The sequence below is a fragment of the Halomonas sp. MS1 genome (genome assembly GCF_024182575.1).
In the GTDB taxonomy this organism is placed as follows: domain Bacteria; phylum Pseudomonadota; class Gammaproteobacteria; order Pseudomonadales; family Halomonadaceae; genus Vreelandella.
On the sequence record NZ_CP098926.1, the window covers coordinates 688,825 to 711,669 of the forward strand.

Here is a 22,845-nt window from a genome sequence, read left to right on the forward strand (position 1 = left end):
CCCATAGTGCCGAAATCCACACCGCTAAACTCATCGTGCCCTCCCACCGTTGAAGCCCACCACGCTTAGCTGTTGCCAACTGGTCTACCGTAATAGTGATTATCTGAGCCAGTACTTGAGAAAGCACTTGATAAAGCACTTGATAAAGCACCTAACAATGGATGAAAAATACGGTGTACCGCCGTATATTAGCCACGCATATCTTAATAACGAATAAAGAGAGCACTCATGTTAAAACTCATATCAAAACCGGCAGTTAAGCTGGTCGAGCGCTATTTGCCAGACCCCTATATCTTTGTTCTGCTGCTCACGTTAATTGCCTCCGTGGCTGCCATCGCCGTTGAGCGCCAAACACCGCTTGCCGTGCTGCGCATGTGGGGAGATGGTTTTTGGGGACTCCTCACCTTCTCAATGCAAATGCTGCTGGTACTCGTCACGGGTTTTATGCTGGCAAGCTCACCACCGGTCAAACGCATTCTTCAGAAAATCGCTAGCACTGCGAAAAGCCCTGGTGGCGCGATCATTTTAGTCACGCTCGTTTCGCTCGTGGCTAGTTGGATTAACTGGGGGTTTGGCTTAGTTGTTGGGGCGCTTTTTGCCAAAGAGCTCGCTCGCTTGATACGAGTGGACTATCGGCTTCTGGTTGCCAGTGCTTACTCAGGCTTCGTGGTATGGCATGGCGGTCTTGCGGGTTCAATTCCGTTGACCATTGCCACTGAAGGCCACTTCTCCGCTGATCAAATCGGCGTTATCGGTACCGGCTCAACCATTTTTGCCTTCTTTAACCTTGCGATTGTTATTTGTCTGTTTATCGCCGTACCGCTGGTTAACCGCTTCATGCTGCCGGACGAAAAAGACAGCGTGTATGTTGATCCCAAGCTGCTAAACGATGACCCCGAACAGCAAGGCCGCATTACCCGCCCAGCCGAAAAACTCGAAAACAGTATGCCTCTCGCCCTGCTTGTGGGCGTTCCGGGGCTGCTGTTCCTGCTCGACCATTTTCTGCTTCGTAGCGGTGGCTTGAACCTGAACGTGGTCAATTTCCTGTTCCTATTCTTAGCTATTGTGCTGCATCGTACACCGCGCAACCTGCTCAACAGTTTGAACGAAGCCATAAAAGGCGGCGCTGGCATCGTCATTCAGTTCCCCTTCTACGCGGGCATTATGGCCATCATGGTGCAGTCGGGATTGGCTCAGAGCATGTCTGAGTGGTTAGTCTCTTTCGCCACCGCTACGTCGCTGCCATTCTGGTCCTTCCTAAGTGCTGGCATCGTGAACCTGTTCGTGCCTTCCGGCGGTGGCCAATGGGCTGTTCAAGCCCCGGTCATGCTACCTGCCGCAGAAGCGCTGGGTGCTGATCTTCCACGTATTGCCATGGCAGTGGCCTGGGGCGATGCCTGGACCAACCTGCTGCAACCTTTCTGGGCTCTACCGGTACTGGCGATTGCAGGTTTGAAGGCCAAGGACATCATGGGCTTCTGCCTGGTTCAGCTATTGATTACCGGCATTATCATTTCTGTTGGCCTAGTATGGTTCTAGCACTAATGTCGCGACAGTTTTAGAACACTAGTTTTAGGACACTGGCTTTACCACACTTGCGACCTGCATAGCGCCCGCCCTTTGGGGCGGGCATTTTAATCTCTGAAGGCTTTTATTTATGTCTGACACCCAGGTTGAACATAGCGCCCTACCCGGCCAGCATGAACTCTCTATGACGGTTCTTATGACACCCGATATGGCGAACTTCAGCGGAAAAGTACATGGTGGTGCTATTCTTAAAAAACTCGATGAGGTGGCCTACGCTTGTGCCAGCCGTTATTCGGGCCACTATGTCGTCACGCTTTCCGTCGATCAGGTGTTGTTTAAACAGCCGATTCACGTCGGCGAGCTGGTGACCTTTCTTGCCAGCGTCAATCATGTGGGGCGCTCTTCTATGGAGATCGGGGTTAAGGTAGTGGCCGAAGATATTCGTGAGAAGCTGATTCGTCACACCAATAGCTGTTATCTCACCATGGTGGCAGTAGATTCAGACGGAAAGCCGGCGTTAGTGCCACCGCTAGCGTTGGAAACATCGCTACAGAAGTTGAGATTCGAAAAAGCCGCGCTACGCAAAAAACTGCGCAAGCAGGCAGAGCAAGAAGAGTTGCTAACTCATAAAAACCACCATCAGCAGCACTCTTAACGCCAACCCACACCTTCGGAGCAAGGAGCCCTCATGCCCGCTAGGGAGCGCTACCCACACCTACCTAAAAGCGTTGAGTATGCGCATATCGGCTGGGATTTTTTTATTCTCGCCGCGGTTATCATCAACCTTAGCCTGTTACTGTTTGACTCGTTATTTCTGATTGGGCCGATTAACGACACCATTGCCAGCCTCACACCCGGCTTTCACGATTTTTACGACACAGTGATCCACAGCCGTTTTATTACCATCGACTTATTTTTCGTGGGTATTTTTATAGCGGATGTACTGCTGGGCTGGACGGTAGCAATTGCCGAGCGACGCTATCACCGCTGGTTTTTCTACCCGTTTGTTAACTGGTACGACGTACTTGGCTGCATCCCCCTTAGCGGGTTCCGCTTATTGCGCGTACTACGCGTGGTATCTCTCTTAAACCGACTGCACCGGCTGCGCTTGATTGATGTAACCCGCTGGACCAGCTACCGCTTTTTTGCCAAGTATTACGACATCCTGCTAGAAGAGCTTTCCGACCGCATTGCACTGCGCTTACTAGGCAATGTGCAAGAGCAAGTTGTCGCTAGCGATTCACTTACAGAGCGGGTTATTGATCGCGTTATCCTCCCTCGCAAGGCTCAGCTAATTCATGAAATTGCTCAGCGGTTAGAAACAACGGTGGGGCAAGCCTATCAACAAAACCGCATCGCTATCATGGCGGCGATTGATGACTTAGTGAACCGAACACTGCGGGAAAGCCCAGAAATTCAAAAACTACACCGCCTTCCCATGGGTCACACGGCTTCAAACGCTATGCAGGCGTCACTTAGCGGAGTTGCCCAGCGGCTCGTGGATGAACTCGCTCAGGGCATTCACTCAACGGAGTTTCGCCAACTGGTTGAGCGTACAGCTGAAACGGGCTTCAACAGCTGGCTAACCGTGGATGAAACAAGCGCGCATGTCACCGAACAAGTGCTTTACGATATTCTCGAAATGCTCAAAGAGCAGATACGCCATCAAGGATGGAAAGACCGTTATGAGTAGTTTGGTTGGGCTATGAATAGCCCTGCTATACGGTTACGGTCGCCAACGGTGGCTGAGCCAGGCACTGCTTAATAACGTTCAGTGCCTGGGCTAATGTCTGCCTGTCAGCAGCAGCGCCAATACAAATCCTAATGGCCTGGGGCGCAGGTGTACTTCCCACACAAAAGGGCTCCGCATTTGAAACTTTAACGCCTTGCAGCTGCAAGCGTTCACACAGTTCGATGGCACGACTCCCTTCCGGCAGCGTAAGCCAGACATTGCTGCCGCTGTGACTTCGACCCAGCCTGTAATCGGAAAGCACCTCTGTCACTATTTGCTGTCGCGCGGCCAGCTCCTCGGTTTGCCATGCAAGCAGCGAAGCTGCCTCGGGCTGAGCGATCCAATAACAGGCAATATCAACCATCAGCGGTGGCACCATCCAGCTCTGCGCTCTTAACCCAGCGGCTAGGCGTTCAAGCAGTTTATTAGGCGTCCGCAAGACACCGATACGCAGCCCACCCGCTAATACCTTTGCGGTACTGAAGACAAACAGCGTTCGCTCTGGTGCTAACTGATACAGCGGTGTGCCACGCTGCTCAGCAGGCAAATACTGCACACCATCTTCCAGTAGCCAACTGTCATAGCGCCTGGCAAGTGCCACCAATTGCTCTCGCCGCGCCTCGCTGAGACAAGCCCCGGTAGGGTTATTCTGATCGGGTGTCACATAGATTAACCTGGGTGGCTGGCGGGCGCACTGGGCTTCCAGCGCCTCCATACACATCCCCGATTCATCAAAGGCAATGCCAACCATTTTTAGGTGTGCTTGCTGGGCAGCGCTAATGGCACCTGGATAGGTCAAGGCATCGGTCGCCATCAGTTCACCAGGGCGCAGCAACGTACTCAGCACCAGACTAATGCCATGCTGCCCCCCTTGAGTAACCAGTAGCTCGTCCGCATCCAGCGACATACCTAATTGCGCTAGCCACCCTGCCAACCTCTCGCGGTGGCCTTCGGCTCCCCGCGCATCAAGATAGGAAACTCCCCGCGTTACTGCAGAAGGCGATTCACTCATTGCCTTTAATGCAGCACTGAACGCCTGCAAACGAAGCGGATGAGGCGGCGGCAAACTTAAGCTTAAATCAATGACATCGCTGTCATCATTCTGATGCCATGCCATATCAAAAACGGTTCTTGGTGCAGCTTGTTTGACGAAGGTTCCGCTGCCTACTCGAGCGGTTACCCAGCCATGGTGCTCTGCCTCAGCATACCCCCGAGTAACGGTGCCTACGGTTACCCCCAACGCATCCGCTAAGCGCCGCTGAGGTGGTAAACGTTCGCCTGGGGCAAGTTCGCCGGCCGAGATGGCTGCGCCAATAGATTGAGCAATCGCGCGATAGCGTGGCCCAGAAAAACACTCAAGTGAAGGCACCCAAATTGTCATGGTGACAATAAAACCTTTGACGTAGATTTACCCGCCATTATGCTTACAAAAGCGATCAAAAAACAATTTAAACCACAAAATTGTATGGGTACAAAATGAATAACGAATGGCTACTGCTTGGCCCGGCTGCGCTTTATATGATGTCGATGACGCTTACCCCAGGGCCAAACAATATTATGTTGACCGCCTCTGGGGCGAATTTTGGTTTTCGCAGAACCATGCCTCATATGTGGGGCATTTTAGGCGGCTGTTTTCTGCTGTTTTCCGGTATCGCGCTGGGGCTAGGCGTATTGTTTGAACGCTTTCCTATGGTGCAAACGACACTCCGCTGGGTGGGTAGTGCCTATTTGTTGTATTTAGCCTGGAAGATAGCCACTGCACCACCGCCGAATCTCAACGGAACTCAACACGGAGTGCCGTTAACCTTTTTCCAAGCCGCGATGTTTCAATTCGCCAACCCCAAAGCGTGGGTAATGGGGCTGGCGCTGATGGCTGGGTTTCTGCCCGAAAATGGCCAACCGGTGGTAAACGCACTGGTGTTAGCAGGCTTTGCGGAGTTGGTCGCGCTGCCGTGCATTGCCCTGTGGGCAGCGTTTGGCAGCGCGATTGGACAGTGGATCAAAAGTGACCAAGCATGGCGGGCATTTAATATCACTATGGGACTATTAACGGCCGCCTGCGTCGTACTGATTTTACGCTAGCCGCAGCGCAGCGCTTCAATCGTGTCATTAATTTCAAGAAGAATATTTAAGCGGTCTTCTCGGTAGTCCATGGTGGCAGCGCCGTTAGGCCTGAGTATCCTAACCTGCTTGGCACCACTCTCACTTTGTAGCGCGGGTACATTGACTTCATCAAAAGACGTGCCAATGGCGTACTGGACCGTTTCAGCATCGCATGTGGTGTTCATCTCGGCAGAAGGCTGACCAACAGCAGGAGGCTCTGGAGCAGAGACATTATCGGGTGAGCCAGCACATGCCGCCAATAAGACCGAGACTGGCAATACCGACGCGAGTAATACCGAGAGGCTAGCCAATTTTTTCTTCGCACAGCGTGTTGGGTGATTCATTATGGCGCTTCCTTGTGTTGGCAAATAACTACCCTGAATGCAAAACGGGCTAGACAACTATGCCTAACCCGCTCATTCACGCCAAGAAGCAGTGGAAATAAAGCGTATTAACTCGCTGCATCCTGAACCGCCTGGCCACCCTCTTGAACGTCTTTTCCTGCACCTGCAATGGTATTGCAGCCCGCTAGAGCGCCCGCCGTCATCAACAGAATAAAGCTAATACTTAATAATTTTTTCATCTGTGTTCTCCTTAACAAATCATTCAACATCGGGAAGCTCCGACGGCAGCCTTGCCGTATGGGAGTGCTTTCAGAGTAACAGATTTTAACAATTTCGCCTGTTTTGACCTCTCCTTCCCAAGTCCTTGGAAAGCTCTTGGAAAGCTCTTGGAAAGCTCTTGGAAAGCTCTTGGAAAGCTCTTGGAAAGCCCATGGAAAGACCTTGGAAAGACCTTGGATAAGGAGCAAGGTGTATCCGCAGCTGCTATGATAATTTTCATTATGTAAAGGAGTACTTACTTGAAAACATTTGAACTTGACCCACGGCTAGAAGCGGATACCTTACCACTCGCCGACCTTCCTCTGTGCCGTGCGCTGCTAATGAACGATGCACGCTACCCTTGGGTAGTTCTGGTACCCAGGCGTGGCTCGGTCAGCGAAGTGTTTGAACTAAGCCTGGATGAGCAAGCCCAGCTGTGGCGTGAAACGATAGCGCTAGGAACGGCGATGAAGGAGATATTTCACGGTGACAAGCTCAATATTGCCACCTTAGGTAATGTGGTCAGCCAGCTGCATATTCATTTGGTGGTGCGCTATACAGATGATGCCAGTTGGCCAGCGCCGGTATGGGGAAATGGTAGCCCAGAGCCTTATGAGCTACCCCTTCAGGGCAGTCGCCGCGAACAGTTGCTGGCCCAAATTGAAGGATTAAAGCTTTAGCTTAATTCCCCAGTAAAGAGCCCTGTCTGGATGGTGGCTCACTCAGTAATGGGCCACTGGTAGGCTGGGCGGCGCCAGCCATAGAAAGCGATACGCCTAGTGCAACAATGAGAGCACCGCCGGCAAGCGCCGCCCAACCAGCCGCTTTCTCGACCACCTGTCGGCTGCTCTGTTGCTGCAACCGCTTAGCCGCCCAGCCCCGAGCCACGATGCTTGCAAGCGCCAGCACAGAAACGGTAATACCGGTACCAAGCGACATGGCAAGCACCGAAGCGACACCGACGTAAAACTGCCCAAGCAGGCTAGCAGCCCCCAGCATAAGCACTGCCCCAGTGCACGGACGCATCCCAATCGCACCAACGGTCATCAGCGCTGTGCGCCAGTCGAGCGCTTGTTGAGGCTCGATATGATGAGCCCCACCGCAGCAGTGGGAATGATCATGGCTGTGGCTGTGGCTGTGGCTGTGGCTGTGGCTGTGGCTGTGGCTGTGGCTGTGGCCAGCAGCATCACTAGCGTGGACTGAGTAAGCGTGACGCAATTGTTTTATCGCCCGCCAGCATAACCAGCCACCTAACAGTGCCACTAATATAAAGCTGGCTTGCTCTACCCAAACCACGCTGCCCATCGCCTGACGGGTCACCCAGCCTAGCCCATGTACGAGCACTGCCACCATAGCAATCGCCGTTCCCCCCTGCAGCAGAGCTGCCGCAAAAGAGAGCCCCAAGGCGCGACGGGTAGCACCGCCGTGAGACGCTAAATACGTCGCCAATACCGCTTTGCCATGTCCAGGCCCCGCAGCATGGAAAACGCCATAAGCAAAACTTACCCCTAGCAGCGTTAGCCAAGTGTTGCTAGAAGGCGTACGAGAGAGTTCGGTAATAGCAAGCGTCAGGGTGCGATGTAAATCTCGCTGCCAAGCCAGCAATTGAAGACTTACCCCCTGCAAATTAGCCTGTACGATGAAGACCAACAGCAGCACCCCCGACACGGTAAGCGCTCCCCATAACAGTTGTTGCCGCGTTAAAGGCATTGCTCCTCCACCGGAAAGTTATAAAGTAACACTTTATACACGACCTTCCAGGTTTTCCGCTAGTCGCATTCAATCCGCCCCGTTTCTGCAAAATGGCGGCCCAATCCTGACTCTCCCGTTTCATCCACATCTAACAGCGCGGCTTGCATTACGAGCTCGGGATCAGGGTCAGCAGGTAGCACGCTTAAACGGCAGTCGGGCTCACCATAGAGAATCAGCGCCTGCTCAGAGGGTGCCCCGTCCTCTTCTTCGTGCACCACTTCGATATAGTAGGTTGGGTCAAAGACCTGATACTCCAGCATTCGCCCGGCCAATGGCTGAGGCGTTGCTAACGGCAGAATAAACATAAAGGTTAAGCGACCATTGCGCTCCAACGCCGTGTATTCAGATACCTCACCCAGCGCTTGCGGTTCGCCATTCACACGAACCTCGGTAAAGTAGTGCTGCTGCGACAGGTTATCGCGGATGTCGCTGCCTAGCTGGTCAAGTCCTTCTTGCAGGTTGCTGCCTTGAACCTGCTGTAACTCTTCGAGCACCACCAAACTGTAAAAAGGGTCCATTCGCCATGTTTGATGAAGCCCTGTTGCGACCCCCTCATCGTTTGTTATCACCCTCACGCTGAGATCAATCCAACCATGGGGATGGGCCAACACAAGACTGCTGTTTAGCGTGCTACAAACGCCTATTGCCAGCACTACCCAGTAACTGCGGCGTTTATTCAGTGAGCTACCTAGCGGGGGAAATACGCCTGTCACGGCAACTCTCCTAATTTATGTTGCAGCTCAACCAGCCAGGGATCTAATACATACGGTGGCAGCGGCTGATTCCCACGCAACGCCGACAGGCTGACACGGCTGCCACCAGGCACCTCACTTACCTGCAGTTGCAAGCGATACTCCGGCCAGCGGGCTAGCGTTGCATCTGCGCGCCCTAGCGCTAAATCAGCGTGCCGAACGACATAGCCTTGCTCCATCATTAACTCAATGGCTTCGCGGAACGTTTGCTCTGGGGAAGCACTGTAACGTAGTTCTCGCGGCTCTAGTGGCTGCGTAGAGGCACAGCCTGCCAGCATAATGATCATGAGAACTGCGGTGGCCGTTAAAAAGTGCTTACGTAGTGGTTTCATAACGCCCTCGGGGTAGCTACCGCTTGCTCAAACGCAGTTTGGAAACGTTGACAAAAATCATCATTGCTAGCGCTGTAAGATTCACGCAGATCCCCTAAGTGGTCAAAGCGGCGAATATCTCGGGAAAGCCGAATATGACCATCGCGTGCCAGTAGCGACACCCGCTCTATTTCAACAGGTTGATGGCGGAAACCGCCTCCAAATCCACTACCAATCCCCAGACCAATGCTGGAACCACCACGCCCCAAACCAAAGCCACCAAATACCCGCATGTTTCGCCCATACCCAAAGTCGTTATCATAAGGGTCGTAGTAGCCAATCAAATCTCGCTGTCGACTAGCGGTCACCAAACCTAAATCGGTGTCGGTCGCTTCAAGCTCAAACCCCCATGCTTCCAATACGTCAATACTTTGCGTCACCACCTCCAATGGCGGTGCCGTTTGGCCAGACGGCCCAGAGGGAAAGTAGCAGGCTGCAGAAGGCGCTGGCTCCGCTTGAGGAAGACGCTCTGGCACTGCTTGGCAGCCTGTCAGTATCAACAAGCACGTCATGCTAATCGGTAGTATTGCCTTCATGAGTGATCCTCTCATCTCAGATGCGGCTGGTGTGTCATCGAACGCCGCGCTAAGCTCGCCAGCAGCCATTCATTAAGATAAATGATAAAAAACCACGATAAACAATTTTGACAACACGTTAGGGAGGTTGTGCGATGAATGTTCTGCTTTGCCCCGATAGTTTTAAAGATGCGCTTAGCGCTGAACAAGCAGCAAGCGCCATGGCAGACGGTATTCAACGGGCTTCGCCAACCGCCACGATCCACCTTTGCCCGCTTGCTGATGGCGGCGAAGGCAGCTTGGATGCGCTTATAGCTGCCACCCATGCCGAGCGACGTCAACTGACGGTACAAGATGCCTTGGGGCGGCCGCGCCAAGCATCCTGGGGCTGGCTTAGCGAGCAGCGTACCGCGTTTATCGAACTAGCAGAAGCCAGTGGGCTGCAGCATCTATCCCCTCATCAACGTAATGCCCTGCATACCACCACTTACGGCGTCGGAGAGTTATTTCACGCAGCGCTTGATGCTGGTGCCACGAAGGCGCTGCTCTTTTTAGGTGGCAGTGCCACCAACGACGCAGGCGCAGGCATGCTCCAAGCACTGGGAGCCAAGTTATTAGATAAGCACGGTAACTCGCTTCCCCCCGGTGGCGCAGCACTCCAGCAGCTTGCAACACTAGACCTTTCCACGCTAGACCCTCGTTTAAACAGCTTAGCAGTTGAAGCCGCCGTGGATGTAGATAACCCGCTGCTAGGATCACGTGGGGCGAGCGCTGTCTTTGGCCCGCAAAAAGGCGCATCACCTGACGATATTGCCACGCTTGATTGCGCTATTGGCCATTTTGCCGAGCTAAGCGCCCAGGTACTGGGTCGCGATGAAAAAGAATTAGCCGGCGCGGGGGCTGCGGGTGGTATGGGATTTGCCGCTCGCAGCTTTCTGAACGCCACTCTCACGCCCGGCATTGAGATAATGATGCAGCAGGCCAAGCTACCCAGCCTGCTTCCTGATATTGACGTAGTGATTACCGGAGAAGGTCGCCTAGATGGCCAAAGCCTTTCGGGTAAAACGCCTATTGGCGTTGCCCGTACCGCCAAACGCCACGGCAAGCCGGTCATCGTACTGGCCGGTAGCCTGGGTGAAGGGTGGCAGGCCTGCCTAGAAGAAGGCGTTACCGCTGCGTTTGCCCTTGCCGACGGCCCGATGACACTTGAAGATGCTTTACCACGCACCGCAGAGCTACTCGCTGACCGCTGTGAGAGCATTGCAAGGCTTTGGCTCGCTCGATAAACGGACCAGCCAGCCAACGCGTGAAAAATATGCCCCTTGAAAAACACCCTAGGCGCCTACATCTCTTTTATTAGGCACACATTCGACGGCATCTCAGTGCTGTACTACGTTGCGTAAGCGATGAGTCAGCCGTCGCCAGCTCACCGCCAAGGTAATGGTATGACGCTATTGCCGCGATGCAAAAAACTTGTTTTGCAACGCTCACTAAGCGTCTTAAGCTAAATCGAACGATTTGATGACCGTACTGTTTTCAGAGCGGTTGCAACCATGGAGGAGCACTACATGAGTGATACAAATAGCATTGGCTTACACGAAGGCAGCGCAAGCCAACTCGCCGAGAAACTTAATCACCTGCTGGCCAATTATCAGATTTTCTATATGAACGTTCGTGGCTACCACTGGAACGTTCGAGGTAGCGACTTCTTTGAGCTACACGCAAAATTTGAAGAGTTTTATACCGACTTACTTACCAAAGTAGATGAAGTGGCAGAGCGTATTTTGACGTTAGGCCACAAGCCTATTCATGCGTATAGCGACTATGTAAAAATTTCGCGTATTGAAGAAGATAAAGATGTTCATGATGGTCAAACCTGCGTAAAAGGCGTACTCACCGGTTATCAAACATTGATTGAATTACAGCGGGAATTGCTGGCAATTGCGTCAGACGCTGACGATGAAGGCACCGCAGCACAAGCCGGCGACTATATTCGCGAGCAGGAAAAAACCGTATGGATGCTCAACGCTTACTTGAGCAAATAATACGAGGCTTACCTCGCTGATGGCTAACGTAGACAGTGGGTAGGCACTAACCAAAACGGCACCCTATACGGGTGCCGTTTTTTTATGGCGATTTGTCTAACGAGAGTTCGCCAAGGTTTCAATGAAATCGCGTAGCATCTCCCAGAACTCCGCCACCGAGGCAATTTCCACTCGCTCGGCTGGCGAATGCGCTCCACGAATCAGCGGGCCAAACGAAATCATGTCTAACTGTGGGTATTTACTTCCCAGGATGCCACATTCAAGGCCTGCATGAATCACCTTGACCTCGGGTTCACGGCCCATTAATGCAGCATGCCGAGTGTTAAAGGTAGCCAGCAAGGGGCTTTGTGGATTAGGCACCCAACCTGGATAGCCATTTTCCACTTTTACCCTAGCGCCCATCAGGCCAAACAGCGCCTGAAAACGTCCCGCCATCGCGTCAGTGGCACTGTCATGCAGTGAACGCACCAGTGCACAAAGATGGAAACGTCCGTTTTCGACGCTTAATACACCTAAATTGTTCGAAGTTTCCACTACCCCCGGTACATCAGCACTCATGCGTTCGACCCCACAGGGGGCCGCATGCAGCGCAGCCAGCAGCATCGCACTGGCGTCCCGCGTTAGTGGTTCAGCGTCAGCCAGCTCCACGCGCTCAGCAGTAAGCGTCATATTGCTATCGCCACTGCCCAATTCAGCTTTTAGCGTACCAGCAAGCGTTTTCACCATCGCCAGCGCGGCGTCCAGCTCATCCGCAGGCAGGGCAATTTGCGCAAACGCTTCGCGAGGGATGGCATTACGCAGTGTGCCGCCATGGTAATTAACCAGTCGCGCACCAAAGGATTCCAATGCCCACAGTACGCGGACTAGCAGACGGTTCGCATTGCCCAGGGGTTTATCAATATCCATCCCCGAGTGGCCGCCTTTTAGCCCCGTCAGCGCCAGCGAAATCACTTGCTCATGGTCTTGCATCGCCGTGCTGGGGAGCTGCGCATTCACTACGACATCAGCGCCTCCGGCGCAGCCGATATAAACTTGGCCGCGATCTTCACTGTCTAAATTGAGCAGCAATGACCCTTCCAACCAATTTTCAGCAAGATTGAGCGCGCCCCCCATAGAGGTCTCTTCCTCTAGCGTAAACAGTGCTTCTAACGGGCCATGTGTAAGCTCTGGGTCTTCCAATACGGCCAGAATAGCGGCGACACCAAGGCCATTATCAGCACCTAGTGTGGTGCCATCAGCAAAGAGCCAACCGTCTTTTTCATACGTCTGAATAGGGTCGCGGGTAAAATCGTGGTCGTGGCCTGCGTTAGCTTGCGCCACCATATCTAGATGGCCCTGCAGCACGATGCCTGGCGCGCTTTCACAGCCGGGCGTGGCTGGCTTACAAATGCGCAAGTTGCCAAACTCATCACGGTCGTGGGGTAGCCCCTGGGAATCGGCCCAGGCCTCCAACGTCGCCACCAGCGCGGCCTCATGACCAGAGGGACGCGGCGTATTACATAGTGTGCGAAAGTGCTGCCACACTAAACGTGGCTCGAGGGCTTCTAGATGTGCGTTCATGGAAACTCTTCATTATCGATAACCAGTTTACTTTACCCCTCCGGGCTACTGGGGAAAAGCGTGCGCTGCTCAATAATTTGTTGAGTCGCGCGGCGAATCAGCCGCACTGACTCACCGTGTGCCTTTGCTAACGGCTGGTTTTGGAAGGCCCAGGTAATCAACTGCTGGTGGGCGATGCGCGCCTCTTGCTCTAATGACCAATGGCTAGCCTCTCTGGCCAGCGCCTGAAGCGCCGTCCTTGCCAAGGCAGGGTCGCGGTGCGCATACGCCACATCGTCCACCGCCTGAAGCTCAGCGGTGCTAAGCGGCAAACGAGGCAAGGACGGCAACAGTAACGCGACGATCGGTGCGGGCAGTGTCGCTAATTCAAAGGCCAATAGCGTTATCAATGAGGCCGCAAAGGTATCACCCAGCGACGCTAGCACGGCTTGCCCTTCGCTGGTCAGCGCGCGCGCCACCATAATGGCGTACTCGCCGGTAGCCGTTTCTCGGGTGATGCCTAAACGAACAGGCGTAAACCCGAGCGCCAGCCAAAAACGCAGCAACGATGCTTCGGCACCAAAGGTAGCCCCGTAAAGCGCGATACCCTGCTGGCTAGCGTTAGCTATATCCTCTTCTAACAACTTGCGCCCTAACCCTTCACGCCGCCGCTCTGGATGAGTAGCAATGCGCGCTACCCGCCGCCAGCGCGAGGTTAACGCCTCACGGCTGCCACTGTGAGCCGCCAACGACTGGGCCAGTAGATGGCCTTGAGGGCGTCGCTCGCCGCGTGCCACTTGCTCAGCAAGTGCGGCATTAAAGCCGCCCTCTTCACGGGTCACCAAAACGGCCTGGGGCTCTTGTGCTGCGATGACTGTGCGAATGGCGGTACTAGGGCCATCTAACAGTTGGCGTAAATCACTAGGCGTGGTGCGATAGTGGGACTGCACCAGCAAGCCAAACAGCTTCGCTAACAACTCACGCTGCTCGGCTAACTGCGCCTGAGTCAACAGCATAGAGGCCGTCTGGCAATGAGTACTGGCGTGTGCCTCAGGCAACGGAGCGTTGAGCAGTAGCAACGTTTGGATAGTCGCTTCTAAAGGATCTCCCACTGACCAGCGAACAGGGGCATCTAACGGTAACTCTCGCCATTGAGGAGCGGTTCGATTGAGCACCTCGCGAAAGCGTAGTGTAAAACCGCGCCCAGAGCCTTCATAGCCATGCACAGTAGTTGCAAACGCGATACGTGGAAAGGCAGCAAGCCAGTGAGCTAACATTGCCGCAGGAATGGCCGCTGCCTCGTCGACGAGTAAATAGCTGCCGCTACCGCCGAGTCTTGCCTGATCAACCTGTTCGTTAAGCGCATCAGGCGCAAGGAAACACAGCGAGCTACCGCTCGGCAGTTCAAACCGCGCTGAGCTGAGGCGTTGACCTTCCGGGCATAGCGCTACCACGCGCGCAAACAAGCTTTCCACTGAACTGAGTCGAGGTGCCGTCACCACCAGTTGCGTCACGCTTTTTTGTAGCAGGCGAGCACAAGCAATGCCCAATGCGGCGCTTTTACCCCGCCCACGATCCGCGGTAATAACCAATGGCCGACGACGCTTTAGTTTTACTAGCGCATTCACTGCACGAGCTTGGTCAGCCGTCAAACAGTCTGCGTCGTCAAACGGAGCCGCACGCGAGTCTCGAATAGACAGCCCAGGCAGCGTGAGGCTACCGTCTACCTCCCAGCGAACAATAGTGCTCTCACCCGTTAATTGAAACGCTAACCGCTTAAGGTAATGAGCGCTCAGCGAATCCCAACGCCACGGATAATCGGCAAAGCGGGCATAGTCAGGATCAGGCTGTTCGCCCCAGTTGTATGGCGTGATAACGACCAATAACCCGCCAGCACTCACGGTACCCGCTAATGCACCTAGCGCATCTGGATCTAATCCTTGGCTACCACTAGCGTCTAGGACGATTAGCTGATGCTCCGCACCTAGCCGTGTGCGAGCTTTACTGGCTGGTAAACATGGCGCCACTGGCGTCTCGTGCTCAGCACCCACCCACAGCGGTGCCTGCCACGTTTGCGCTTCCCACAACCGTTGCGCCTGCTGGCGGGCCTTATCAGGCGCCCCATATAGCCATACCAGTGCCCGCCAACGACGGCGCTGCAAGCGGGCGGCATGATGAACCAAGGCTGATGCCTGCTTAATAACAGCGTTGGGTGTGTCAATGCGGCAGCCTGCTCGCATAGCAACTCCTGAGATTGTCTTTTGTTTACAACTTTGGTTGTAGATCAGCGTAATTTTCAACGCTCTTAGAACTAACCCTAAGGTTAAGAAAGTTACTAAAAAATATACAAATAATTGTTTTTAATGAGCTAAATTTTTCAAAGAAACATCTTATACGACGTTAAATTCCTTGAGTTACTGATATTGCGCTGCAGCGGGGGGAGTGTGCTAGCTTAGCGATGCAGCCTAGCGGCGTTTACCTTACGTAAACGTAAGCCACACTCACTGCACTTTCCTGCTTTCAGGTAATAAACACTAATAACGCCAACCGCCAAAGTACCAGGAAACATACAATGAAAAAGATGACTAAATTCGCACTAACCAGCCTCGCCGCTGGTGTCGCTTTCGCCGCACTCACCTCTACTGCTCAAGCGCAAGAGCAGTGGACAATGACCACTACCTGGCCCGAAAACCTTGACCTGATTAAGGTTGATCAGCACTGGGTAGAGCTTGTCAACCAGCTTGCAGGTGACGAAGTACAAATTAACTTCCGTGCAGGCGGCACGCTAATGCCTGGCACTGAAGTGTTTGACGCTACCGAAACCGGTGCTATCCAAGCTTCTGGCGATTGGCCAGGCTACTGGGCAGGCTTAAACCCAGCGTTCTCTCCTCTGGCCACCACTACCAGCCTGTTTAACGGCGTGGATTACTTGAACTGGATTCAACAATGGGGCGGTTTTGAGCTCTATCAAGAAATCTATGGCCAGTACAACATGGTGTATTTGCCCTACGGCATTACCAACAACGAATCTGGTTTCATGGGCCGCACACCGATTGAGAGCATCGCAGATCTTGAAGGTAAGCGTTTGCGTCTATCGGGACGCGACCAGGGCCGGGTACTCGAAGAGCTAGGTGGTTCACAGGTCACTCTGGCCGGTGGTGAAGTGTATCAAGCGATTGAACGCGGCGTAATTGATGCCGGTGAGTTCTCGACTCCAGGCGTTGATTTTAAGGCAGGTTTTGCTGAAGTTGCTGACTACTGGGCGACACCTGGTTGGCACCAGTCGGCAAGCGTTTTCGGCGTTATGATTAACAAAGACGCTTGGGATGCCCTGTCTGAAGAAACCCAGACTAAGCTTAAAATAGCGGCTGAAGCCACCATGGCTTGGTCACTTTCCTGGTCGGAGCGTGAATCTACCGAAGCAACACAGAAATTTATTGATGCGGGCGTCACCATTAACCAGTTCTCAGAAGAGGACTTGGCGCGCATCCAGGAAATCACCAACGATGTCATCGTACGTGGCGCTTGTGAGAATCCCGACCACGCCAAGGTCTATCACTCCATGATTACCTATCTACAAGAGTACGCTACATGGCGTGATGTTACTGCACCATTCAACATGAGCCGCACGATGGATAACCTGCCGTCATTGGAAGAGATCGAAGCCTGCCTATAAGACGTTTAAGTGCCGCCCCTGCGCTGCTGGGGCGGTTATTGCTTAGCTGCGGAGACCTTCCATGAACGCGATTGCCAAGGCGATCGATGCAATTAACGAGCTGCTGGGCCGCATCATTGCACCGTTAATTGCCATCATTACTCTAATAGTGCTTTACGACATTGTGTCGCGCTTCTTCTTTGGCCGCCCTAGCGACTGGGCGTTTGATGTCACCAAAATGCTGTTCGGCGCCCACTTTATGCTGATGGCCGCCTATGGATTGCGCCACCATGCCCACGTGGAAGTCGACGTTATTAAACGCCTGCTATCACGTAAAAAGCAGGCCGTACTAGACCTGCTCGGCTACTTGATATTCTTTGTGCCCTTCATCTGGCTGTTATTGACCTACGGTTGGCGTTTTTTCGAGCGCTCGTTCAGTCGTGGCGAAACGACCTACGGAATGGTCTCAATCCCGGTGTATCCGGTGAAAGGCGTTATCGTAGTCGCTGCTGTGCTTATTTTGTTGCAGGCGATTGCTATCGTTCTGCGCGCCATTATGCAGCTGCGTGAGGAGACGTCCGCATGAGTGCAGAACTACTGACGCTGGTGATGTTTGGCGGCCTTTTAGTTGGCCTGTTTATGGGTCACCCGCTTGCTTTTGTATTGGGTGGCATGGCGGTCATTGGTGCTTATTTAGGGCCGGGCATTAATACCCTGGGTATCATCATTAACAACGTCTATGGCAACGCCATGGACAACTATGTACTCGTGGCGATACCACTGTTTATTCTAATGGCGCGCTTCCTTAATGACTCAGGCGTCACCGAAAAAATGTTTGATGCCATGCGCTTGCTGCTGGCGAACCTTCGCGGTGGACTAGCGCTTACCGTGGTAGTTGTCTCTGTCTTACTTGCAGCGACCACTGGCATTGTCGGCGCGTCGATTGCCGTTATGGGCATGATTGCCTTAGTGCCAATGCTCAAGTATGGCTATAACAAAGAGCTGAGTGCTGGCGTCATCATGGCTAGCGGCTGTCTGGGCATTTTGATTCCCCCCAGCATTATGCTGATTTTGATGGCAAGCTACTCACCTGTCTCCGTAGGCGCACTCTTTGCTGGCGCGTTAGTACCCGGCCTGATACTGGGAGTGATGTATGCCCTGTACGTGCTGGTAATCTGCTGGCTCAAACCTAGCTATGGCCCTAAAGTTCCGGCAGAAGAGCGCGCTGAAGTCAGCACAAAACAGCTACTGATCATGCTGGGCAAGTATGTTGTCCCACCAATGTCGTTAATTCTCGGCGTACTAGGGGCACTGTTTACCGGTGTGGCGACAGCGACTGAGGCATCCGCCATTGGTGTTTTTATCGCTTTCCTACTGTTTTTAATTTTCGGCGACCGCAAGCTATCAACCTGTTACAACACGCTGATTGAAGCTGGCAAAACCACGACGATGGTGATGTTAGTGCTCGTCGGGGCCACGGCATTCACTGGGGTATTCTCGATTGGTGGCGGGATGACCGTGATCAGTGACTTTGTACTGGCCATGCCGGGCGGCACCGTTGGTGCTCTGCTATTAATGCTGTTCCTGGTATTCATTCTCGGCATGTTCCTTGATTGGACTGGCATTGTGTTGCTTAGCTTCCCTATCATGCTGCCAATCATTTCGCAGATGGGCGTGGATGTACTGTGGTTCGTCGTCATGGTGGCGGTGGTGTTACAAACCTCCTTCTTAACGCCGCCCTTTGGTTATGCGCTGTTCTATTTGAAAGGGGTGGCTCCACCTGGGGTCGAAATCGTCGACTTATATAAAGCCGTCGTGCCATTTGTGGCCATCATCCTTTTCGCCTGCATACTAATGGCTATTTTCCCTAGTTTGATTACGGGACTACCTAGTGTGCTGGTGGGCTACCAGTGATACCAAGCTACTGATGCAAAACGCACAACGTCCCCCCGCCTTGCGGGGGGATTTTTTTGATAGCCACAATGTTGGCTGCAGCCGCCTAACGCAAGTGATACTATTTGCAGCCGTTATTTTTTCGCATTGACGAGCCAAGCTGCCCCTCATCCAAGGAGACAACGACGTGTCTACGCCAGCTCGCCGCTCACCATCGGCTCTGCTTTCAGGTTTTGCGTCACGCATTTCACTATCGCTCAACCCTTGGTCAATCGCGCTTTTTTTGATCGCCCTTGTTGTCGCCCTGCCTATTATTGTGGTTCTAAGCCATATTTTTGTGCCGACAGAGGGCGTTTGGCAGCACCTTGCAAGCACCGTATTACCACGCTACCTCTCTAATACGTTCTGGCTGGTGCTATGGGTTGGCATTGGCACTCTTATTACAGGCGCCGGGACTGCGTGGCTGGTGGTGATGTGCCGTTTTCCAGGCAAGCGCATATTTGAATGGGCGCTACTGTTACCCCTAGCGGTACCAACGTATGTCATTGCCTACGCCTATACAGACTTTTTCCAAGTAGCAGGACCGCTACAAAGCATGTTGCGTGAATGGTTTGACTGGGGAGTGGGCGATTACTATTTCCCCAATGTGCGCTCACTAGGCGGCGCGGCAATCCTGATTACCTTTGTGCTTTACCCGTATGTGTATCTGTTAGCTAGGGCTTCTTTTCTTGAGCAGTCGGTATGTGTATTAGATGTAGGCCGTACCCTGGGGCGTGGCCCCTGGCGCTTGTTTGCCAGCGTGGCGTTGCCCCTCGCCCGCCCGGCATTAGTCGGCGGCGTTTCACTGGTATTGATGGAGACACTTAACGAATTTGGCGCGGTGCAGTTTTTTGGAGTAGATACCTTCACTACGGGGATCTATCGCACATGGTTTGGCTTAGGTGAACCCGTCGCTGCCGCTCAGCTAGCCGCTTGCTTGCTGACCTTCGTCATTGTATTGGTTCTTCTAGAGCGCTATTCGCGGGGTAAACGGCGCTACTTCCATACCACTAACCGCTATCAGCAACTACCGGAATATCAGCTGCGTGGCTGGCATGCAATGGGGGCTACCCTGGCGTGTTTGCTGCCTATTGTTATCGGCTTTTTGTTGCCCAGCGGCATTTTGCTCAATATGGCCATTAAAACGGGCGATAGCTTGTTCGGCACACGATTTATTGGCTTTGCTATGAATAGCCTGAGCCTCGCGACCGTTGCTGCATTGATTGCGGTAGGCTTAGCCGTACTTCTGAGCTACGGGGTTAGGCTCAACAATTCACCAAGCGCACGATTTTTCACCCGCATCGCCGCAATGGGCTATGCCATTCCTGGCTCGGTGGTTGCCGTAGGCATCCTGATTCCGTTTGCGTGGCTGGATAACTCGCTAAACATGTGGCTTCACGAACACTACGGAAAAATCATTGGTCTAGTGTTTAGCGGCTCAGCATTTATTTTGATTTACGCTTATGTCGTACGCTTTTTGGCCGTCTCGTTTAACGCGGTAGAAGCGAGCCTTGGCAAAGTAACCCCCAGCATGGATGCCGCATCCCGCACCTTGGGCCAAACCGCTGGCGGTACACTGCGCCATATTCATACGCCGCTGATGCGCAGCAGTCTCCTAGCAGCCGGGATTCTGGTATTTGTCGATGTGATGAAAGAATTGCCTGCCACGATCATCCTGCGCCCCTTCAACTTTGACACGCTGGCAGTACGCGCTCACAGCCTCGCCTCAGATGAACGCTTAGCTGAAGCGTCAACCGCCTCTCTGACCATTGTGGTAGTGGGCATCTTACCGGTGATTTTACTCAGCTTGGCAATGCGCCGGGCGCGCCCGGGTAGCCAGGCTGAGTAATGGAGGCAAGCAAGCGCTGAACAGCGAAAACTTAACGCGGAAAGATAAATACCTGGGAGTGGTCCAAGTCGATATCAATCGGCTGGCCCTCCTGGGGTAAAAACACGCCTGGCACACGGGCGTGAAGGTGGGCTTCCTGACCATCTTCTCCATGCGCACATAAGTGAATAAGGCTGGAACGCCCTAGCAGCTTAGCCATGACCACATGGCTGTGGCTATGCGACTCGACGGGCAAGTCACGCTCTTTGATACGCAGCGCTTCGGGGCGAATCATCACCTGAACGCTACTGCCTTCTGGCAACCAGCTGGCATCTACCGGCCCAACGGGCGTAGCGACAAAGCCCCCTTTCACAATACCGCTTAACTCATTCACCTCGCCAAAAAACGTCACCACAAAGGGAGCCACTGGCGCACAATAAAGCTCACGGGGAGTGCCAGTCTGCACAATTTCGCCATCCCGCATTAGTGCGATGCGGTCTGCCATAAACATGGCTTCTTCAGGATCGTGGGTCACGAGCAGAGTCGCTGAGCCGAGCTTTTTCAACACGTGTAGCGTATCGTCTCGGATGCGATCACGTAGCCGCGCATCAAGACTCGAAAAGGGTTCATCCAACAACATTAATTTAGGCGTGGGTGCCAACGCGCGCGCCAGTGCAACGCGCTGCTGCTGTCCACCTGACAACATATGCGGATAGCTCTCGGCGTAGTCGGCCATGCCGAGTTGAGCCAACAGTTCCAGCGCACGCTCCCGGCGCTGGCTAGAGGGCAAATTTTTCAGACCGAAGGTAACATTTTCCAGCACGCTAAGGTGTGGGAACAAGGCTGAGTCTTGGAAAGCGAGACCAACATTGCGCTTTTCCGGTGGCACATGACGCTTACCGGGTGCCGCAATGGATAGACCATCAAGACTAACCGAGCCTTCCTGCACGACCTCTAAGCCCGCAGCAATCCGAAGCAGTGTGGTTTTGCCGCAACCAGAAGGGCCCAGTAAACACACAACCTCGCCTGGAGCGATATCAAGATCAATGCCTTTCACCACTTTATTAGCCGCGAACGTGTGCTGAATACCACGAAGCGACAGTGCTGATGCAGGCGCCGACACATCGGAAAGTGACACTGTTGCCGTCATTATTTCACCATTGTCTCGTCCACCCGCGACATGATAAATGCATGCCGCTGCGAACACGGTTGAAAGTTATTTGCATTCTATTTTCTATTGAGTAGAGATGCACGTTTCTTGCTAAACAGCAGATGCGTTTCATTAGCATTTAACTTGACGCCAACCAAGAGAAGCGTTTCAATACGTCACGTCGCTAATGCAACTTATTATCATAAACATTCAGGGTATTTGTTATGAAAAAAGCACGTCTTACGGCTACCGTAGCTGCCATCATGGCAGGTTCTGCTTTTGCAGGTAGCGCGCTCGCTAACGAGGTCAACATTTACTCCGCCCGCCATTACGACTCTGATGAGATTCTCTACAAAGCGTTCACTGAAGAGACCGGCATCGAAGTTAATGTACTGGAAGGCGACTCCGACCAGTTGATGGAGCGCATGCAGCGTGAAGGCATTGCTAGCCCTGCTGACGTAATGCTTACCGTTGACGCAGGCCGCCTATGGCGCGCCGAGCAGGACGGCCTTTTTCAAAGCGTAGACTCTGACGTGCTTAACGAGCGCCTGCCAGAATCAATGCGCCACCCTGAAGGTTTGTGGTTTGGCTTTAGCCAGCGCGCACGGGTTATTTTCTACAACCGTGAGAACTTTGACCCCAGCCAAATCACTTCCTATGAAGACTTGGCCGATCCGCAGTTTGAAGGCCAAGTATGCATTCGCTCTTCCAACAACATTTATAACCAGTCGCTACTCGCCTCACTGATTGAGCATCACGGCGAAGAAGGTGCGGAAGAGTGGGCCCAAGGTGTTGTGAATAATATGGCGCGCGACCCAGAAGGCGGCGATACCGATCAGATTCTTGGCGTTGCGAGCGGTGAGTGTGACTTAGCGGTTGCAAACCACTATTACTATGTTCGCATGCTGCATTCCGATGAAGATGCCGACCGCGAAGCCGCGCGCAAAGTGGGGGTGATTTTCCCCAACCAGGATGATCGTGGCACCCACATTAACGTTGGCGGCGCTGGCTTAGTGGCTAACGCGCAAAACCCAGAAAACGGCATTCGTTTCCTGGAGTTCTTAGCCTCTGACGAAGCTCAGGAAGTACTGGCTGACCGTAACTACGAGTTCCCCGTCGTGGAAGGCATCAAGAAAAACCCGGTGCTGGAATCTTGGGGTGATTTCGCCAAAGACGATATCAACATCAGCATCTTGGGTGAAAATAACCCAGAAGCGATTCGTATTTTCGATCGCGTAAGCTGGCGTTAAGCTCTACGGCTCTTAGGACTCAGGAGCCGCAAGCCTAACTAAAAAAACACCTGCAGCTCAGCTGCAGGTGTTTTTTATTGGGGTGCCGGTAA

At 53.3% G+C, this 22,845-nt stretch carries 22 protein-coding genes; 12 read left to right on the plus strand and 10 right to left on the minus strand.

Going from position 1 to position 22,845, the window contains the following annotated elements:
* Nucleotides 1–228 precede the first annotated feature (228 nt).
* From NF683_RS03205 to NF683_RS03215, 3 genes are all read left to right on the plus strand, one after another.
* The gene (locus NF683_RS03205) at nt 229–1,539 is read left to right on the plus strand and encodes a short-chain fatty acid transporter (protein ID WP_089039816.1); all 1,311 of its coding nucleotides are present in this window, start codon (nt 229–231) and stop codon (nt 1,537–1,539) included.
* 118 nt (nt 1,540–1,657) lie between these two features.
* Nucleotides 1,658–2,182 (plus strand): acyl-CoA thioesterase, encoded by a 525-nt coding sequence (locus NF683_RS03210; protein WP_089039817.1) that lies wholly within the window; start codon nt 1,658–1,660, stop codon nt 2,180–2,182.
* A gap of 33 nt (nt 2,183–2,215) precedes the next feature.
* The gene (locus NF683_RS03215) at nt 2,216–3,220 is read left to right on the plus strand and encodes an ion transporter (RefSeq protein WP_253921237.1); all 1,005 of its coding nucleotides are present in this window, start codon (nt 2,216–2,218) and stop codon (nt 3,218–3,220) included.
* A gap of 25 nt (nt 3,221–3,245) precedes the next feature.
* Here the strand turns inward: NF683_RS03215 and NF683_RS03220 are convergent, their stop codons facing one another.
* Complete coding sequence (locus NF683_RS03220) at nt 3,246–4,640, minus strand: aminotransferase-like domain-containing protein (protein ID WP_253921238.1); 1,395 nt, start codon at nt 4,638–4,640, stop codon at nt 3,246–3,248.
* A 95-nt stretch (nt 4,641–4,735) separates the two neighbouring features.
* Here NF683_RS03220 and NF683_RS03225 point away from each other — a divergent pair, with 95 nt between their 5' ends.
* A complete protein-coding gene (locus tag NF683_RS03225; protein ID WP_146944814.1) occupies nt 4,736–5,341 on the plus strand; it encodes a LysE family translocator in 606 nt (201 codons plus the stop codon).
* Here the strand turns inward: NF683_RS03225 and NF683_RS03230 are convergent.
* Nucleotides 5,338–5,706, minus strand: coding sequence for an I78 family peptidase inhibitor (locus tag NF683_RS03230; protein ID WP_253921239.1), 369 nt, complete (start codon nt 5,704–5,706; stop codon nt 5,338–5,340). The genes NF683_RS03225 and NF683_RS03230 overlap by 4 nt on opposite strands.
* Nucleotides 5,707–5,813: 107 nt before the next feature.
* Complete coding sequence (locus NF683_RS03235) at nt 5,814–5,945, minus strand: entericidin A/B family lipoprotein (RefSeq protein WP_253921240.1); 132 nt, start codon at nt 5,943–5,945, stop codon at nt 5,814–5,816.
* Between the two features lie 279 nt (nt 5,946–6,224).
* Here NF683_RS03235 and NF683_RS03240 point away from each other — a divergent pair, with 279 nt between their 5' ends.
* Nucleotides 6,225–6,644, plus strand: coding sequence for an HIT domain-containing protein (locus tag NF683_RS03240; RefSeq protein WP_089039823.1), 420 nt, complete (start codon nt 6,225–6,227; stop codon nt 6,642–6,644).
* Nucleotide 6,645: 1 nt separating this feature from the next.
* On the opposite strand, the gene NF683_RS03245 is transcribed toward NF683_RS03240, so the two are convergent.
* Genes NF683_RS03245 through NF683_RS03260 form a run of 4 tightly spaced genes read right to left on the minus strand, consistent with a single transcriptional unit; the run spans nt 6,646 to nt 9,375 of the window.
* Nucleotides 6,646–7,674, minus strand: a complete 1,029-nt coding sequence (locus tag NF683_RS03245) for a nickel/cobalt transporter (RefSeq protein ID WP_253921241.1) — start codon at nt 7,672–7,674, stop codon at nt 6,646–6,648.
* Between the two features lie 59 nt (nt 7,675–7,733).
* The gene (locus tag NF683_RS03250; RefSeq protein WP_456362354.1) at nt 7,734–8,429 is read right to left on the minus strand and encodes a DUF1007 family protein; all 696 of its coding nucleotides are present in this window, start codon (nt 8,427–8,429) and stop codon (nt 7,734–7,736) included.
* Nucleotides 8,426–8,800 (minus strand): hypothetical protein, encoded by a 375-nt coding sequence (locus NF683_RS03255; RefSeq protein ID WP_089039825.1) that lies wholly within the window; start codon nt 8,798–8,800, stop codon nt 8,426–8,428. Before NF683_RS03255 ends, NF683_RS03250 begins: the two co-directional genes overlap by 4 nt.
* Nucleotides 8,797–9,375, minus strand: coding sequence for a hypothetical protein (locus tag NF683_RS03260; RefSeq protein ID WP_089039826.1), 579 nt, complete (start codon nt 9,373–9,375; stop codon nt 8,797–8,799). The genes NF683_RS03255 and NF683_RS03260 overlap by 4 nt, the downstream gene beginning before the upstream one ends.
* 134 nt (nt 9,376–9,509) lie before the next feature.
* Between NF683_RS03260 and NF683_RS03265 the strand changes: the two genes are divergently transcribed.
* Nucleotides 9,510–10,640, plus strand: coding sequence for a glycerate kinase (locus NF683_RS03265; protein WP_253921242.1), 1,131 nt, complete (start codon nt 9,510–9,512; stop codon nt 10,638–10,640).
* Between the two features lie 282 nt (nt 10,641–10,922).
* Nucleotides 10,923–11,399 carry a Dps family protein gene (locus tag NF683_RS03270; protein WP_009724882.1) on the plus strand — a complete coding sequence of 159 codons (477 nt, stop codon included), beginning with the start codon at nt 10,923–10,925 and terminating at the stop codon, nt 11,397–11,399.
* A gap of 96 nt (nt 11,400–11,495) precedes the next feature.
* On the opposite strand, the gene NF683_RS03275 is transcribed toward NF683_RS03270, so the two are convergent.
* Nucleotides 11,496–12,959, minus strand: coding sequence for an aminoacyl-histidine dipeptidase (locus NF683_RS03275; protein ID WP_253921243.1), 1,464 nt, complete (start codon nt 12,957–12,959; stop codon nt 11,496–11,498).
* 32 nt (nt 12,960–12,991) lie between these two features.
* Nucleotides 12,992–15,178 carry a tRNA(Met) cytidine acetyltransferase TmcA gene (locus NF683_RS03280; protein WP_253921244.1) on the minus strand — a complete coding sequence of 729 codons (2,187 nt, stop codon included), beginning with the start codon at nt 15,176–15,178 and terminating at the stop codon, nt 12,992–12,994.
* Nucleotides 15,179–15,510: 332 nt separating this feature from the next.
* Between NF683_RS03280 and dctP the strand changes: the two genes are divergently transcribed.
* The 4 genes from dctP to NF683_RS03300 all read left to right on the plus strand — a co-directional run bounded on the left by dctP (nt 15,511) and on the right by NF683_RS03300 (nt 20,374).
* Nucleotides 15,511–16,614, plus strand: a complete 1,104-nt coding sequence (dctP, locus tag NF683_RS03285) for a TRAP transporter substrate-binding protein DctP (RefSeq protein WP_089039830.1) — start codon at nt 15,511–15,513, stop codon at nt 16,612–16,614.
* Between the two features lie 61 nt (nt 16,615–16,675).
* Nucleotides 16,676–17,179, plus strand: a complete 504-nt coding sequence (locus NF683_RS03290) for a TRAP transporter small permease subunit (protein ID WP_038478240.1) — start codon at nt 16,676–16,678, stop codon at nt 17,177–17,179.
* The gene (locus tag NF683_RS03295; protein ID WP_038478243.1) at nt 17,176–18,507 is read left to right on the plus strand and encodes a TRAP transporter large permease; all 1,332 of its coding nucleotides are present in this window, start codon (nt 17,176–17,178) and stop codon (nt 18,505–18,507) included. Before NF683_RS03290 ends, NF683_RS03295 begins: the two co-directional genes overlap by 4 nt.
* 166 nt (nt 18,508–18,673) lie before the next feature.
* Complete coding sequence (locus NF683_RS03300; RefSeq protein ID WP_089039831.1) at nt 18,674–20,374, plus strand: ABC transporter permease; 1,701 nt, start codon at nt 18,674–18,676, stop codon at nt 20,372–20,374.
* Nucleotides 20,375–20,405: 31 nt separating this feature from the next.
* Here the strand turns inward: NF683_RS03300 and NF683_RS03305 are convergent, their stop codons facing one another.
* A complete protein-coding gene (locus NF683_RS03305) occupies nt 20,406–21,503 on the minus strand; it encodes an ABC transporter ATP-binding protein (protein ID WP_089039832.1) in 1,098 nt (365 codons plus the stop codon).
* A 224-nt stretch (nt 21,504–21,727) separates the two neighbouring features.
* Between NF683_RS03305 and NF683_RS03310 the strand changes: the two genes are divergently transcribed.
* Nucleotides 21,728–22,753: a Fe(3+) ABC transporter substrate-binding protein gene (locus tag NF683_RS03310; protein ID WP_253921245.1), complete on the plus strand. Its 1,026-nt coding sequence runs from the start codon at nt 21,728–21,730 to the stop codon at nt 22,751–22,753.
* The last annotated feature ends 92 nt before the right edge of the window (nt 22,754–22,845 follow it).